The following is a 14662-nucleotide window of genomic DNA, read 5'->3' on the forward strand; positions in this document are numbered from 1 at the left end:
CTCCTTTGCAAGCGGTGCAAAAATTGTCACTCTGCCAACGCGTGCATGCATGGGTTTAATAGTTGGCAGATAGAAAGTCGACCGGTTGCAAGCATGATAAAAGCTTATTTTATGCATCATGGTTTAAATGCTGCATCACAGTCTTTGTGTTCACAGCACTTTCATATTTTGCAAGAAACGCCTCAATATCGAGGCTGCGAAAATCATCGAGTGCTTTATGCAATTGCTGATGATCCCAATCCCACCAAGCCAGTTTATTAAGACGCTGCCCTGTGGCCAGATCAAAACGCTCGCGGATGAGACGTGCAGGTACGCCGCCAACAATCGTATAAGGCGCCACATCACGACTAACGACCGCTCCTGCACCAATCACGGCACCATTACCAACACTGACTCCGGGTAAAATGGTAGAACCATGACCAAACCATGTGTCATGACCAATCGTCACCATATGGTTTCTGCGCCATTCAAAAAACTCGGCTTCATCCTGCTCATCCGGCCAGTAATAGCTGGCACGATAGGTAAAATGGTGCAAAGTCGCACGCCATGTCGGATGGTTTGTCGCATTAATGCGAACATGACTGGCAATATTTGCAAATTTGCCAATATCGGCACACCAGATTTCGCAATCGATACCAAGATATGAATAATCACCCAGTGCTGTTTCGGAGACGCGACTGCGCGCCCCCACTTCGGTGTAAGCACCCAATGTGCTGTTTTTTATGTCGGCAGTGTCATGCACGAGCGGTGTGACAGAGAGCTTTTTCACGAGAACCAAGCCTTTAAAAGGTGCTGATAAATATTATCCGCTCCCATTAACGCATAGATGTAATCTGCTCATGACGAGTTCATGTCAGTTTGATGTATCTGCTCACGAATTTTTACATTACATATTACTAATGCAAAAAAAGTGATTTCGCGTTTCGTTTTGTTGTCACATTGCGCTGGTTGAATGGAAATTACCTACTTATACGAAAAGCAGTATCTGATAATGAAAAAAACTTTGGTTCTGGTCGGCAATGGTCCACTTGGCTCGGATCTCTCACAAGCCATAGACAGTGCAGATTATGTTGTTCGCTTTAATGATGCCCAACACCCCGTTGGTCAGAGCAGCAGTAAAACCGACCTGCTCATGGTTGCCGCTACCAGTAAACATATGCAAAAACGTTTGCAGGAACCTGACTTTATTCAGTCGCCGGTTTTTAAAGCCGCACAAGAAATCCTCCTGCCTTATCATCCAAGCATTATCGCAAAATATCACCCGCAACCGAATATTCTTTCACGACTGAAAGGACGTCGTGCCGATTGGACGCATCAAACGATTGATATTATTGGCGAATATAAAGACATCCATATCATGTCACCGCAATTTTATATGCAGGCTTGCGCCGAACTCGGCATTGCGGAAAAAGACATGAAGAGACTTTTCCCAAGCACCGGCTTTTTAGGCATTTGGCATATGTTGCAAACCCATGATGCTGGCGAATGGGATATCCGCATTTGCGGTTTCACATGGGAGGGCTGGAAGCGCCATGCATGGGATGCCGAGCGTCAATGGATTGAACAAAAAATACAGGAAGGGCGTCTTAGTTTTCTCAACTAAGTGGACTCTTCAAGATTTAGCAATCGAATATGGCAATGTCGCTCTGCTATTATGATCGACCTGAATTTTCTGCATTAATGGCGGTACAGCGCGCTGCGGACATTGCGTGCGCTCACAAATACGGCAGGAAACGCCAATTGGCGTAAAACTTGCACGCGCCGATAAATCCAGATCATCCGAATAAATAAATGTATGCGCGTAGGAAATTTCACAGCCAAATGCCAAAGCATAACGCTGCTGCGGCCGGCTGAAACCACCCGTACCTTTAGAAATCTGTGTTGCTAAGCAAAGATAACGCGCACCATCCGGTGTTTCCGCTAATTGGCGAATGATGCGATCATGGGTTTCAAAGGCCTCATGCACATTCCACAGCGGACAGGCCGAACCAAAACGAGCAAATTGCAACCGCGCCGCACTGTGGCGCTTGGTAATATTACCGGCACGATCCACACGGGCAAAAAACACCGGCACGCCTTTTAAACCCGGACGTTGCAATGTGCTCAAACGATGGCAAACCTGTTCAAGACTTGCCCCGAAGCGCACCGATAATAGTTCCAGATCATGGCGCAGTTCTGCGGCTGTGCTATGAAAAAACGTATAGGGCAGCAATAGCGCACCAGCGAAATAATTTTGTAAGCCGATTTTGCAAATTTCAAAGGCTTCCTGCGTGCGAAAATTTGCATTTTTTGCAATATTCTCGATCAGCTCACTGGCGTGAACCTGCGCAATTTGCAAGCCTAACTGAAAATCACGTGTTGAAGGCGCCGCATAAGGGTTCATGCGTAAGGTCGAAGTCAGCGGATCAAACTGCCGCAAAATCTCGCCGCTATCCTTGTCGCTCACCACTTGAATTTGATGCTTTTGCTCTAAAAACTGGCAAAGCTGTGTATATCGACGATCGCTATTTTCGAGCTGCAATTCCTGCGATAGTTTTTCTGCCTCAATATCGAGTGCATGAATATAATTATCTACGAAATGGAAAAAGTCGCGCACTTCTTCAAAAGGCGTGGTTTCTGCTAATGAGGCACTGCGCCCCAAACTATCGCTAAGTGATGCTAACTGCTCGCTATTACGACGAAATCCCTGATGCGCACGGATCAAAGCATGCGCCATATTCGGCGCACTTTGGCTGACAAGTTTAAGCTCCTGCGCGGTCATATTGAGATTGTCAAAAATCGGATCATTCAGCGCCTCGGACAAAGCCGAAAGCAATCGGTCACCTTCGCCTGAAGACAATTCGGAGATATTAATCTCGAATTTTTCAGCCAGAGCCACCAGGACAGACGCGGAAACCGGACGCTGATTATTCTCAATCTGATTAAGATAGCTGGTTGAAATGCCAATGCGCTCGGCAAACTTACTCTGCGTGGATTTATGCGCATCGCGCAATTCACGAATTTTACGCCCGATATAGAGTTTACCAATAGCCATTTGCAATTTCGCAATTTTGAGTTTGCATTTTTATAATTTACACATTGCCACATGTTTACCGGTTCTGTGAAGCCCCCTCTTCCGTTAAGGTGTTAAAAAAAGTGCAATATTTTGCAATTGGGAGATGAAATGCGATCTATTTTAGAGCAACTCGAAACACGCCGTGCGGAAGCAAGGCTTGGTGGCGGCCAGAAGCGAATTGATGCCCAACATTCAAAAGGTAAGCTGACCGCCCGTGAGCGTATCGAAGTGCTGCTGGATGAAGGGTCGTTTGAAGAATACGACATGTATGTCACCCACCGCGCGGTGGATTTCGGCATGGCCTCCCAGAAAATCGCCGGTGACGGCGTTGTAACCGGCTGGGGCACCATCAATGGCCGTCAGGTCTATGTGTTTAGTCAGGACTTTACCGTTCTCGGCGGATCTTTGTCTGAAACACACGCGCAAAAAATTTGCAAAATTATGGATATGGCGCTGCAAAACGGCGCGCCTGTCATTGGCTTGAATGATTCCGGCGGCGCACGTATTCAGGAAGGCGTTGCATCGCTGGCGGGTTATGCCGAAGTGTTTAAACGCAATGTCGAAGCCTCCGGCGTTGTGCCGCAGATTTCCGTCATCATGGGGCCATGCGCCGGTGGTGCGGTTTACTCCCCTGCCATGACCGATTTTATCTTCATGGTGCGTGACAGTTCTTATATGTTTGTCACCGGCCCTGATGTGGTTAAAACCGTCACCAACGAAATTGTTACTGCTGAAGAACTGGGCGGCGCACGCACCCATACCAGCAAATCTTCTGTTGCGGACGGCGCTTATGAAAACGACATTGAAGCGCTTGAACAAGTGCGCATCCTGTTTGATTACCTGCCGCTCAACAATCTGGAAAGCACACCAAAGCGTCCAAGCTTTGATGATCCGGCACGCCTTGAGCAACGCCTCGACACCCTCATTCCGGATGCATCCAACAAGCCATATGATATGTGCGAGTTGATTTACGCTATCGCCGATGAAGGTGCTTTCTTTCAAATTCAAGAAGCTTTCGCCAAAAACATTCTCACCGGCTTTGTCCGCATTGATGGCCAGACCGTCGGTGTTGTTGCTAACCAGCCGATGGTGCTGGCTGGTTGCCTTGATATTGATGCGTCCCGTAAAGCGGCACGTTTTGTGCGCTTCTGCGATGCGTTCAACATCCCGATCCTCACCCTTGTCGACGTACCGGGCTTTTTGCCGGGCACCGCACAGGAATATGGCGGCGTCATCAAGCATGGCGCGAAATTGCTCTTTGCTTATTCACAAGCCACTGTACCGATGGTCACACTCATTACACGTAAAGCCTATGGCGGTGCTTATGACGTGATGGCTTCCAAACATATCGGCGCTGATATCAACTATGCATGGCCAACGGCAGAAATTGCTGTGATGGGTGCAAAAGGCGCAACCGAAATTCTCTATCGCTCGGAACTGAATGATCCGGAAAAAATCGCGGAACGCACAGCGGAATATGAAACCCGTTTTGCCAATCCGTTTGTGGCAGCAGAACGCGGCTTTATCGACGAGGTTATCATGCCTCATTCATCGCGCCGCCGTATCGCCCGTGCCTTTGCTTCACTGCGCAACAAGCGCACTGAAAAGCGCTGGCGCAAGCACGATACAATTCCGCTGTGATTTTTTCCCTCGGGCTTAAACCATTCAACCGAAGCTGGATTTAATATGTTTAAAAAAATTCTCATTGCTAACCGAGGTGAAATTGCCTGTCGCGTCATCAAAACCGCGAAGAAAATGGGCATTGCCACAGTTGCTGTTTATTCAGACGCCGACCGTAACGCACTTCATGTCTCAATGGCTGATGAAGCTGTCCATATCGGGCCAGCACCGTCTAATCAGTCCTATATTGTCATCGACAAAATTCTGGATGCCATCCGTCAAACCGGTGCTGATGCTGTTCATCCGGGCTATGGCTTCTTGTCGGAAAATCCGACATTTGCCGCAGCTCTCGACAAGCTCGGCGTTGCTTTCATTGGCCCGCCAGAAGGCGCAATTCTTGCAATGGGTGATAAAATCACCTCGAAAAAACTGGCTTCTGAGGCGGGCGTTTCCACAGTTCCCGGTCATATGGGGCTGATCGAAAGTGCTGATGAAGCGGTTAAAATTGCTTCCAATATCGGCTATCCGGTGATGATCAAAGCCTCTGCCGGCGGTGGCGGCAAGGGTATGCGTATTGCCGAGAACGACCTGGAAGCTCGTGAAGGCTTTCAGGCTGCAAAAAATGAGGCTAAAAACTCATTCGGTGACGACCGTATTTTCATTGAAAAATTCGTCACTCAGCCACGCCATATCGAAATTCAGGTGCTTGGCGACAAGCACGGCAATATTATTTACTTAGGCGAGCGTGAATGTTCCATTCAGCGCCGCAACCAAAAAGTAGTTGAAGAAGCGCCATCACCATTTTTGGATGAAGCAACACGGCGCGCCATGGGCGAGCAGGCTGTGGCCCTGGCCAGCGCCGTTGGCTATCATTCAGCCGGTACGGTTGAATTCATCGTCGATGGTTCACGCAACTTCTACTTCCTCGAAATGAACACCCGTTTGCAGGTCGAACATCCGGTAACCGAACTCATCACCGGCATTGATCTTGTTGAGCAGATGATCCGCGTGGCAGCCGGTGAAAAACTGACCATCAAGCAGACTGATGTAAAGCTTAATGGCTGGGCAATTGAAAGCCGCCTTTACGCTGAAGATCCTTATCGCAACTTCCTGCCATCGATTGGCCGCCTCACCCGCTACCGCCCGCCAAGCGAAGGTGAAAGTGCAGACGGCACCATTGTGCGCAATGATACCGGCGTTTATGAAGGCGGCGAAATTTCCATGTATTACGACCCGATGGTCGCAAAACTTTGCACATGGGCACCAAATCGCATCACTGCCATTGACGCGATGAGCAGTGCTTTGGACGAGTTTGAGCTGGAAGGCATCGGCCACAATCTGCCGTTCCTGTCTGCGGTCATGCAGCACCAGCGCTTCCGTGATGGCAATATCACCACTGCTTTCATTGCTGAAGAGTTTCCAGAAGGGTTCCACGGCGTTGAAGCCGATACGAAAACCGCTCAAAAATTGGCAGCGGTTGCAGCCTTCATCAATAAAATCGTGCAAGAACGCGCCGCACAGATAAGCGGAACTTTAACTGACCATATCGCACCTTTGGCCAAAGAATGGGTTGTCAGCCTTGACCAGCAGACGACCGGCGTGATGATTGAAGATCATGAGGCAGGTTTGCGCGTCCTCATTGGTGCCGATACAGTGCTCCATGTTTCAAGTGACTGGAAACCGGGTAACGGTCTTGGCACCTTTAATGTTGATGGCGAAACGCTGGGTGTCAAAATCGACATGAACGGCAATGCTTTGCGGCTTCGTTATCGCGGCATTGATGTAAAATGTTTTGTCCGCCGCCCTCGTGTGGCAGAACTTGCACAATTAATGCCGGTTAAACAAGCACCGGATACATCCAAGATGCTATTGTGCCCGATGCCGGGTGTGATAACCTCCATTCAAGTCGCGGAGGGCGATCACGTGGAGGCAGGACAAGCATTGGCAATTGTTGAAGCAATGAAAATGGAAAACACCTTGCGCGCAGAAAAAAGCGGCGTGGTGAAACGTGTACTGGCATCTGCCGGTCAAAGTCTGGCTGTTGATGAGCTTATTCTGGAGTTCATTTAATGACGGATAAAGTAAATATCGACGATTGGCAGAAGCTGGCGGAAAAGGAGATCAAACGATCTCCCGACACACTGACATGGCAAACACCGGAAGGCATTCCGGTGAAACCACTCTACACAGCCGATGATCTGGAGCGTGTGCAACATCTGGACACGCTGCCAGGTTTTGCACCATTCGTGCGCGGCCCCCGCGCCACCATGTATGCCGGCCGTCCGTGGACAATCCGCCAATATGCCGGTTTCTCCACTGCTGAGGCATCCAATGCTTTTTATAAACGCAATCTGGCTGCCGGACAAAAAGGCTTGTCGGTTGCCTTCGATCTGGCAACACATCGCGGCTATGACAGCGACCATCCGCGCGTTGTCGGCGATGTCGGTAAAGCAGGTGTGGCCATTGACAGTGTCGAGGATATGAAAATCCTTTTTGACGGAATTCCGCTCAAAGACATGTCGGTTTCCATGACTATGAATGGCGCGGTTATTCCGATCCTCGCCAATTTCATTGTCGCGGGCGAAGAACAAGGCTGCTCACGCGCCGAGCTTTCCGGCACCATTCAGAATGATATTCTGAAAGAATTCATGGTGCGTAACACCTATATTTATCCGCCCGAGCCATCCATGCGGATTATCGCGGATATTATCGAATATACCGCTAAAGAAATGCCGCGTTTTAACTCGATTTCCATTTCCGGCTACCACATGCAGGAAGCGGGTTCGACATTGGTGCAGGAGCTGGCTTTCACACTGGCAGACGGGCGCGAATATGTACGCGCAGCCTTGAAAAAAGGCTTGAATGTCGATGATTTTGCCGGACGCCTGTCCTTCTTCTTCGCCATCGGCATGAACTTCTTCATGGAAGCGGCAAAGCTTCGCGCCGCGCGTTTGCTCTGGACGCGTATCATGGAAGAATTTGAGCCGAAAAAGGCCTCCTCCTTGATGTTGCGCACCCACTGCCAGACCTCCGGCGTGTCGTTACAGGAACAAGACCCGTATAACAACGTCATCCGCACCGCCTATGAAGCAATGTCGGCAGCCCTTGGCGGCACACAATCGCTCCATACCAACGCGCTTGATGAGGCGATCGCGCTGCCAACCGAATTTTCGGCACGTATTGCTCGTAATACGCAGCTTATTTTGCAGCATGAAACCGGCGTCACCAATGTGGTGGATCCGCTGGCTGGTTCTTATTATGTCGAGAGCCTGACCCATGATCTGGCTGAAAAAGCATGGGCGCTCATTGAAGAAGTGGAAGCACTCGGCGGCATGACCAAAGCGGTTGCCACGGGCATGCCAAAACGACTAATTGAAGAAGCTGCAACACGGCGTCAGGCTGCGGTTGACCGTGGCGATGAAGTGATTGTCGGCGTCAATAAATATCGTCTGGAAAACGAAGATCAGCTAGATATTCTCGAGATCGACAATACGGCTGTAAGACTGGCGCAGATTGAGCGCATCGAAAAAATGAAGCGCAATCGCGATGCAGTTAAGGTCGAAGCAGCACTCAAAGCCTTGACGGAAGTTGCCCGCACGCGCGAAGGTAATATTCTGGAAGCTGCCGTGGAAGCCGCACGTCAACGCGCAACAGTTGGCGAAATTTCCGATGCAATGCGCGCGGTTTATGGTGATCATGCTGCCATTCCGGAAGTGGTCAGTGATGTTTATGGCGACGCCTATGATGGCGACCCTGAATATCAAACGCTGGTGGAACGCTTAGGCGAATTCTCACAAGCCTTAAGCCAGAAACCCAAAATCATGGTGGCAAAACTTGGTCAGGATGGCCATGATCGCGGCGCCAAAATCATCGCCTCTGCCTTTGGCGATATGGGCTTTGATGTGCTCGCTGGCCCGCTCTTCCAGACACCGGAAGAAGCAGCCGACATGGCCGTGCAGCAAAAGGTGCACGTGGTTGGTATGTCATCACTGGCAGCAGGCCATAAAACGCTCGCTCCGCAGCTCATCAAAGCTTTGAAAGAGCGCGGTGCGGGTCAGGTTATAGTAGTGGTTGGCGGTGTTATACCGCGCCAAGACTATGAATATCTTTATGAAAATGGTGTTGCGGCCGTTTTTGGCCCTGGCACCAATGTGATGGAAGCAGCACGCACCGTGCTTGATCTGCTCGAAGGCAAACGCCCGAACACGCTGTAAACAATAATAGGCTCCCTAATTAATATTGGGGAGCCTTTTAATTAACTGCAACAAGCGTGAAAAATGCAGGTATGACCAGTGAAGCGCCAGACAAGAACAATAAAACAAATGCTAATCGGCGTAAGGCGACCGGTGAAAGCGGCGGCGGAAAACGGCGTGCCAGATATGTACACATGATCACCGCCGGTATAGCCAGTAAACTCCACCAAAATCCGCCCGACGGCATCTGCCCTGTGAACGTCACAGTGCCAAGGCGCAACAATGCATTCAGCCCGAAAATTGCAACCAGCGTCTCGCGAATAACTGCAAGCCTTAAAGGCTGTCGGTATAAATGATAAACTAATGGTGGCCCTGCCGTTGAAAACAAGCCGCCCATCAGTCCGGCAAGTGAACCAAAAAACACAAACGAACCCGCGGACGAACGCTTTTCCAGAGGTGTTGGCTTCATCAGCAATTGAATGCTGGAAATAACAATAAAAATGCCCAGCACCAATTTCAACCAATTGACGGAGCTGCCCAGCAACAGCCCAAGCAACCAATAGCCCACAAGCAAAAAGAAAAGGCTCGGAATAATAATCAGGGTAAATTCACGCTTGGCAATATCACGCCAACCTTTTGCCAGTACCTGAACCGCATTGATGATTGTTAAAAAGCTCACCAATATCGCCGCTTCATTGATCGGCATGATAGAGGCCAGCGCAATGCCGCCCATCATAATAAGACCAAGCGCAAAGCCAGTTAAAGTTTGCATATAGGCTGCAAGCCCCGCCAGTAGCAAAAGCGCTACTATATTCACCGGGTCCATAATTTTTATGCTTTCAGATTATTTTATATACAGGACATTAAATACTGTACTTTAAACAGCAACACTCGAGAAGCTCTAATATGCAATAAAAAGCAAGCATAAAAAAAGATAAACAATGTTGCTTGGCGTTTCTGTCCATAGCATAAATTTTAGCAAAAAACTCACTTCAAGTGGTTAAAAACAATTAATCTGCCAAATAGCCGCCAGCTTTTTCCAAGGCTTCGGCCGTATCAACATCACTCAAATCCGCCGCGCAAATTACGACATCAATCACTCTTACAGCGCTTGTTTCAATCAACATACGCACGCCGCGATCACCTTGTAATTGCCCGAGTTATTCAAACAAATGGGCAGGAATAACCGCCGGATTACCAACCTCACTATCACACGTGGCGCGGATAACCGCATTGTGCCGGCCTTTATCATCAAGCCTGTCTGTTCGTCCGGATTTTTCTGAAACCAGCCACGTGTCCATTCCTGCGTTTCCGCCATGGCCTGATCGACAATGGTTTTAATTTCCGGCGACAATGCCCTATTCGACATTCCCGTTTACCGCTGCCGGTGATCGGGCCTGGAACGCCGGATTTTACCCGCTACCGGATACCGATTGAAACCGGCTATATTGCAGTTCATGTGAAAATGGCACCAGACGGCACCGTGACCATCAATCTAGGATTGCAAAGTCATGGTCAGGGGCTGGAATCCACCATGGCGCGGGTTGCGGCCAACGCTTTAGGTGAGATCGGATGACGTTTTCGTCAAGCATGGAGACACGATGGGATCGCCCTATTCGGTCGGCACATGGGGCAGTTGCGGCGGGTCATTGAGCGGCGGTGCTGTACATGTGGTTTCGTCGCAAATGACCCATAAACTAAATGCCATTGCAGCACATTTTCTGCAAGCAAGCCCTGATGATATTGAACCGCGTGATGATCTCGCCTTTTTGCGTAATGATACGGGACACAATACGTCGCTCAATCCCAGCGACATCAGGGAATTATCAAGCGAGCTACGCTAATATTAAAAAAGCAAAACCCCGACATTGCTGTCGGGGTTTTTTATTACCAATATTTTGCAAAATTTATTCGTAAGTAATCAGCAGGTCTTTTGCATCTACCTGCTCACCAGCGCGCACCAGCACTTCGGCCAATGTGCCATCACGCTCTGCATGAATTGCGGTTTCCATTTTCATAGCTTCCAGCGACAGTAACACATCGCCCGCCTTAACCGCCTGACCGCTCGCCACCACGACGGTTGAAACCACACCCGGCATCGGTGCGCCGACATGTTTATCATTGCCGGCTTCCGCTTTGCGCTTCACACCGCCCGCAGCTCCCTTGGCACGATTTGGCACTTTAACACGGCGCGGCTGACCATTGAGTTCAAAGAACACAGTGACCATGCCTTTTTCGTCTGTTTCACTGATCGCCTGATTGACGACAACAAGGGTTTTACCCTTTTCCAGATCAACAAACACTTCCTGCTCGGAAGCCAGTCCGTAGAAGTAGACAGGTGTCGGCAAAACGCTGGTCGGGCCATAATTTTCCTGCGCCGCCGAATAATCGGCAAACACTTTCGGATACATCAGCGATGATGCAAATTCCTGATCAGTAACAGAACGACCAACCGTTGCCTCAACACTCTTGCGCTCGGCCTCCAGATCGGCAGGGGCCAATAATGAGCCCGGACGCACCGTAAAAGGCTTTTCACCTTTCAGAATTTTCTTCTGCAAAGCTTGCGGCCACCCCGCAGGCGGCTGCCCCAAATCGCCACGCATCATCGACACGACGGAGTCCGGGAAAGAAATATCCTTGTCCGGATTTTCAACATCCTTGACGGTCAGATCCTGGCTCACCATCATCAAAGCCATATCACCCACCACTTTGGAAGATGGTGTGACTTTGACAATATCGCCAAACATCTGGTTCACATCCGCATAGGCCTGTGCCACTTCGTGCCAGCGGCTTTCAAGCCCTAATGAGCGCGCCTGTTCTTTCAAGTTGGTGAACTGACCGCCCGGCATTTCATGCAGGTAAACTTCCGATGCAGGGCCTTTGAGATCGCTTTCAAAGGCGGCATATTGATTGCGCACGCCTTCCCAATAGAAGGAGATTTTGCGAATAGCATCGGCATCAAGGCCGGTATCACGCTCATCACCATGCAAGGCTTCGACGATCGAGCCCAAGCACGGCTGCGATGTATTGCCGGAAAGAGCATCCATCGCCGCATCCACAGCATCAACACCCGCATCCACTGCCGCCAAAACGGTGGCTGCTGCAATGCCTGATGTGTCATGAGTGTGGAAATGCAATGGCAGATCGGTGGCTTCACGCAAAGCTTTGAACAATTGCTTGGCGGCAGCCGGTTTCAACAAGCCAGCCATATCCTTGATCGCAATGATATTGGCGCCGGCTTTTTCCACCTCACGCGCCAGATCAACATAATATTGCAAATCATATTTCGGGCGGGCGCTGTTTAAAATATCGCCGGTATAGCAAATCGCTGCCTCGCAAAGTTTGCCTTCTTCACGGATCGCGTCCATCGAAACGCGCATATTTTCAACCCAGTTCAGGCTGTCAAACACACGGAACAAATCAACGCCGCCGCGTGCTGCTTCACGCACGAAATATTTAACGACATTATCCGGATAGCTCTTATAACCAACGCCATTGGCGCCGCGCAGTAACATTTGCAGCAGAATATTGGGTGCATTTTCACGCACCATCGCCAGACGCTCCCACGGGTCTTCTGTCAGGAAGCGCATCGACACATCAAATGTCGCGCCGCCCCAGCATTCGAGCGAGAAAAGATTAGGCAAAGCCCGTGCATAAGTGTCGGCGATACGCGCAATATCGTAGGTACGAAGACGTGTGGCCAACAATGACTGATGCCCGTCGCGCATAGTGGTGTCGGTTACCAGCACGCGTTTTTGATCACGCATCCATTGCGCAAATTTTTCCGCGCCCAATTGATCGAGCAATTGCCTGGTGCCGTCGACGATCTTTTTGTCAGGCGTATAAGGAATTTTTGGTGCGGCAGTTGCAACAGGTTTGGCGCGACCGCGTGCTTCAGGGTGACCATTAACCGTCACATCGGCAATATAGGTCAAAAGCTTGGTCGCGCGATCCTGACGCTTCATATGGGTGAAAAGCTCAGGCGTCGTATCAATGAAACGCGTGGTATAATCATTAGCCTGAAAGCTTGGATGATTAATAATCGCTTCCACAAAGGTCAGATTGGTTGCAACACCACGAATACGGAATTCTCGTAAAGCTCTGTCCATCCGGCGGATTGCTTCAATCGGCGTAGAGCCGGAAGCTGTCACTTTTACCAGCAGCGGGTCATAATAACGGGTAATATAAGCGCCCGAATAAGCCGTGCCGCCATCAAGACGAATGCCGAAACCGGAAGCCGAACGATAGGCCTGAATACGGCCATAGTCGGGAATGAAATTCTGTTCCGGATCTTCTGTTGTGATACGACATTGCAGCGCATGGCCATGCAAATGAATGTCTTCTTGCGCAGGCACACCGGATTCCGGCGTGCCAATGGCAAAGCCTTCCAAAATGTGAATTTGCGCTTTGACAATATCAATACCTGTGACTTCTTCAGTCACGGTATGCTCAACCTGAATACGCGGATTGACCTCAATGAAATAAAATTCATTACTGTCGACATCCATCAAAAATTCGACAGTGCCAGCGCCGATATAATCGGTGGCTTTAGCAATTTTCAGCGCATAAGACGCCACTTCCTGCCGCTTTTCATCGCTTAAATAAGGCGCCGGTGCGCGCTCAACCACCTTTTGGTTGCGGCGCTGAATAGAACAATCGCGCTCATATAAATGAACAGCATTGCCGTGGCGGTCGCCCAAAATCTGCACTTCCACATGGCGCGCGCGCTCCAGCAGCTTTTCCAGATAAACTTCGTCTTTACCGAAAGCCGCCTTGGCCTCGCGCTTGGCTTCCACCACTTCGCGTTCCAAATCCTTTTCAGAGCGGATAGCACGCATACCGCGGCCACCACCACCCCAAGAGGCTTTCAGCATCACCGGATAGCCGATTTTAGCTGCCAGTTTTTTCACTTCTTCAATATCATCAGGCAGCGGATCAGTGGCAGGCACCACCGGCACGCCCACTTCGATAGCCAGATTGCGCGCAGCCACTTTATTGCCCAGACGGCGCATGGTTTCGGCTTTAGGGCCGATAAAAATCAAACCATTTTCACGGCAGGCATCAACAAATTCAGGGCTTTCGGAAAGCAATCCATAGCCCGGATGAATGGCATCAGCGCCGGATAATTTGGCAACACGGATAATTTCATCAATAGAGAGATAGCTTTCAATCGGCCCCAGATCACGCTCCAGATGCGGCCCGCGTCCCACCTGATAACTCTCATCCGCTTTAAAGCGATGAAGGGAAAGTTTATCTTCTTCAGCCCATATGGCTACCGTTTTAAGCCCCAGTTCGTTGGCCGCGCGAAACACACGGATAGCAATCTCGGAACGATTAGCGACAAGAATCTTCCTGATGGACAAGATAAAGTCTCCCGTATTTTATCTGGTGGAATTTACTGCAAACGTAACTCTCAATTCACATTTTTATAATTTTCTGAACTAATTAAGACGGAATATCAATAAGATAGTTGCTTGCAGTCTCCCGCTTGAAAAGGCACAAAACGAAATTTTCGTTCGTATAAGCTGAATATTTTATTCCAACCTTATTCCAAACTGACATAAAAGTGTCGGTTTATTCAATTCTTTCAATAGGTAAGCAATACTGTCCTTTCTTTACATTGCAAAGGATCAAAGTACGCTTCAATCGCGTTCAACAACGACTGGATAAATTTTATTTTTAATTTTTATCGCGCATTTCAGGACGGAAAAGCTGCCGTCCGGAATTTTAGCGAAATTTTTCCTAAATTTTACAAGCGTCGGCCGGTAAGCAGGCACTGATAAAGTGCTTCGTC

The 14662-nt window shown here is 49.5% G+C and carries 12 protein-coding genes; 6 read left to right on the forward strand and 6 right to left on the reverse strand.

Annotated elements, in window-relative coordinates; genetic code table 11:
* Positions 1-109 precede the first annotated feature (109 nt).
* A complete protein-coding gene (locus FHS77_RS09640; RefSeq protein WP_184222770.1) occupies positions 110-769 on the reverse strand; it encodes a DapH/DapD/GlmU-related protein in 660 nt (219 codons plus the stop codon).
* 222 nt (positions 770-991) lie between these two features.
* On the opposite strand from FHS77_RS09640, the gene FHS77_RS09645 reads away from it, so the two are divergent.
* Positions 992-1603, forward strand: a complete 612-nt coding sequence (locus FHS77_RS09645; RefSeq protein ID WP_184222772.1) for a glycosyltransferase family 29 protein — start codon at positions 992-994, stop codon at positions 1601-1603.
* Between the two features lie 9 nt (positions 1604-1612).
* Here the strand turns inward: FHS77_RS09645 and FHS77_RS09650 are convergent, their stop codons facing one another.
* Positions 1613-3034, reverse strand: coding sequence for a helix-turn-helix domain-containing protein (locus tag FHS77_RS09650; RefSeq protein ID WP_184222774.1), 1422 nt, complete (start codon positions 3032-3034; stop codon positions 1613-1615).
* A 129-nt stretch (positions 3035-3163) separates the two neighbouring features.
* Between FHS77_RS09650 and FHS77_RS09655 the strand changes: the two genes are divergently transcribed.
* From FHS77_RS09655 to scpA, 3 genes are read left to right on the forward strand one after another with little or no spacing between them, the layout of a single operon-like run.
* A complete protein-coding gene (locus FHS77_RS09655; RefSeq protein WP_184222776.1) occupies positions 3164-4696 on the forward strand; it encodes an acyl-CoA carboxylase subunit beta in 1533 nt (510 codons plus the stop codon).
* Positions 4697-4741: 45 nt separating this feature from the next.
* Complete coding sequence (locus FHS77_RS09660) at positions 4742-6745, forward strand: acetyl-CoA carboxylase biotin carboxylase subunit (RefSeq protein WP_184222778.1); 2004 nt, start codon at positions 4742-4744, stop codon at positions 6743-6745.
* Positions 6745-8889 carry a methylmalonyl-CoA mutase gene (gene scpA / locus FHS77_RS09665; protein WP_184222780.1) on the forward strand — a complete coding sequence of 715 codons (2145 nt, stop codon included), beginning with the start codon at positions 6745-6747 and terminating at the stop codon, positions 8887-8889. The genes FHS77_RS09660 and scpA overlap by 1 nt, the downstream gene beginning before the upstream one ends.
* 37 nt (positions 8890-8926) lie before the next feature.
* On the opposite strand, the gene FHS77_RS09670 is transcribed toward scpA, so the two are convergent.
* From FHS77_RS09670 to FHS77_RS09675, 3 genes are all read right to left on the reverse strand, one after another.
* Positions 8927-9694 (reverse strand): sulfite exporter TauE/SafE family protein, encoded by a 768-nt coding sequence (locus FHS77_RS09670; protein WP_184222782.1) that lies wholly within the window; start codon positions 9692-9694, stop codon positions 8927-8929.
* A gap of 184 nt (positions 9695-9878) precedes the next feature.
* Entirely contained in the window at positions 9879-10001 is a 123-nt protein-coding gene (locus tag FHS77_RS16385) for a hypothetical protein (protein WP_281383597.1), read from the reverse strand.
* A gap of 27 nt (positions 10002-10028) precedes the next feature.
* Complete coding sequence (locus FHS77_RS09675) at positions 10029-10169, reverse strand: hypothetical protein (RefSeq protein WP_184222784.1); 141 nt, start codon at positions 10167-10169, stop codon at positions 10029-10031.
* 86 nt (positions 10170-10255) lie between these two features.
* Between FHS77_RS09675 and FHS77_RS16390 the strand changes: the two genes are divergently transcribed.
* Both FHS77_RS16390 and FHS77_RS16395 read left to right on the forward strand, forming a co-directional pair.
* On the forward strand, positions 10256-10444 hold the full coding sequence (locus tag FHS77_RS16390; protein WP_184222786.1) for a molybdopterin cofactor-binding domain-containing protein: 189 nt from the start codon (positions 10256-10258) through the stop codon (positions 10442-10444).
* Between the two features lie 25 nt (positions 10445-10469).
* Positions 10470-10712 (forward strand): molybdopterin cofactor-binding domain-containing protein, encoded by a 243-nt coding sequence (locus FHS77_RS16395; RefSeq protein WP_184222789.1) that lies wholly within the window; start codon positions 10470-10472, stop codon positions 10710-10712.
* 63 nt (positions 10713-10775) lie between these two features.
* On the opposite strand, the gene pyc is transcribed toward FHS77_RS16395, so the two are convergent.
* The gene (gene pyc / locus FHS77_RS09690; protein ID WP_184222791.1) at positions 10776-14231 is read right to left on the reverse strand and encodes a pyruvate carboxylase; all 3456 of its coding nucleotides are present in this window, start codon (positions 14229-14231) and stop codon (positions 10776-10778) included.
* Between the last annotated feature and the right edge of the window lie 431 nt (positions 14232-14662).

The organism is Paenochrobactrum gallinarii (genome assembly GCF_014205685.1).
In the GTDB taxonomy this organism is placed as follows: domain Bacteria; phylum Pseudomonadota; class Alphaproteobacteria; order Rhizobiales; family Rhizobiaceae; genus Paenochrobactrum; species Paenochrobactrum gallinarii.

What these genes read in the sequence shown, in the direction of transcription:
- FHS77_RS09670 (WP_184222782.1), bottom strand. Translation starts at nt 9,694, where the DNA reads ATGGACCCGGTGAATATAGTAGCGCTTTTGCTACTGGCGGGGCTTGCA.
- FHS77_RS09675 (WP_184222784.1), bottom strand. Translation starts at nt 10,169, where the DNA reads ATGGACACGTGGCTGGTTTCAGAAAAATCCGGACGAACAGACAGGCTT.
- FHS77_RS09655 (WP_184222776.1), top strand. Translation starts at nt 3,164, where the DNA reads ATGCGATCTATTTTAGAGCAACTCGAAACACGCCGTGCGGAAGCAAGG.
- FHS77_RS09660 (WP_184222778.1), top strand. Translation starts at nt 4,742, where the DNA reads ATGTTTAAAAAAATTCTCATTGCTAACCGAGGTGAAATTGCCTGTCGC.
- FHS77_RS16395 (WP_184222789.1), top strand. Translation starts at nt 10,470, where the DNA reads ATGGGATCGCCCTATTCGGTCGGCACATGGGGCAGTTGCGGCGGGTCA.
- FHS77_RS09645 (WP_184222772.1), top strand. Translation starts at nt 992, where the DNA reads ATGAAAAAAACTTTGGTTCTGGTCGGCAATGGTCCACTTGGCTCGGAT.
- FHS77_RS09650 (WP_184222774.1), bottom strand. Translation starts at nt 3,034, where the DNA reads ATGGCTATTGGTAAACTCTATATCGGGCGTAAAATTCGTGAATTGCGC.
- scpA (WP_184222780.1), top strand. Translation starts at nt 6,745, where the DNA reads ATGACGGATAAAGTAAATATCGACGATTGGCAGAAGCTGGCGGAAAAG.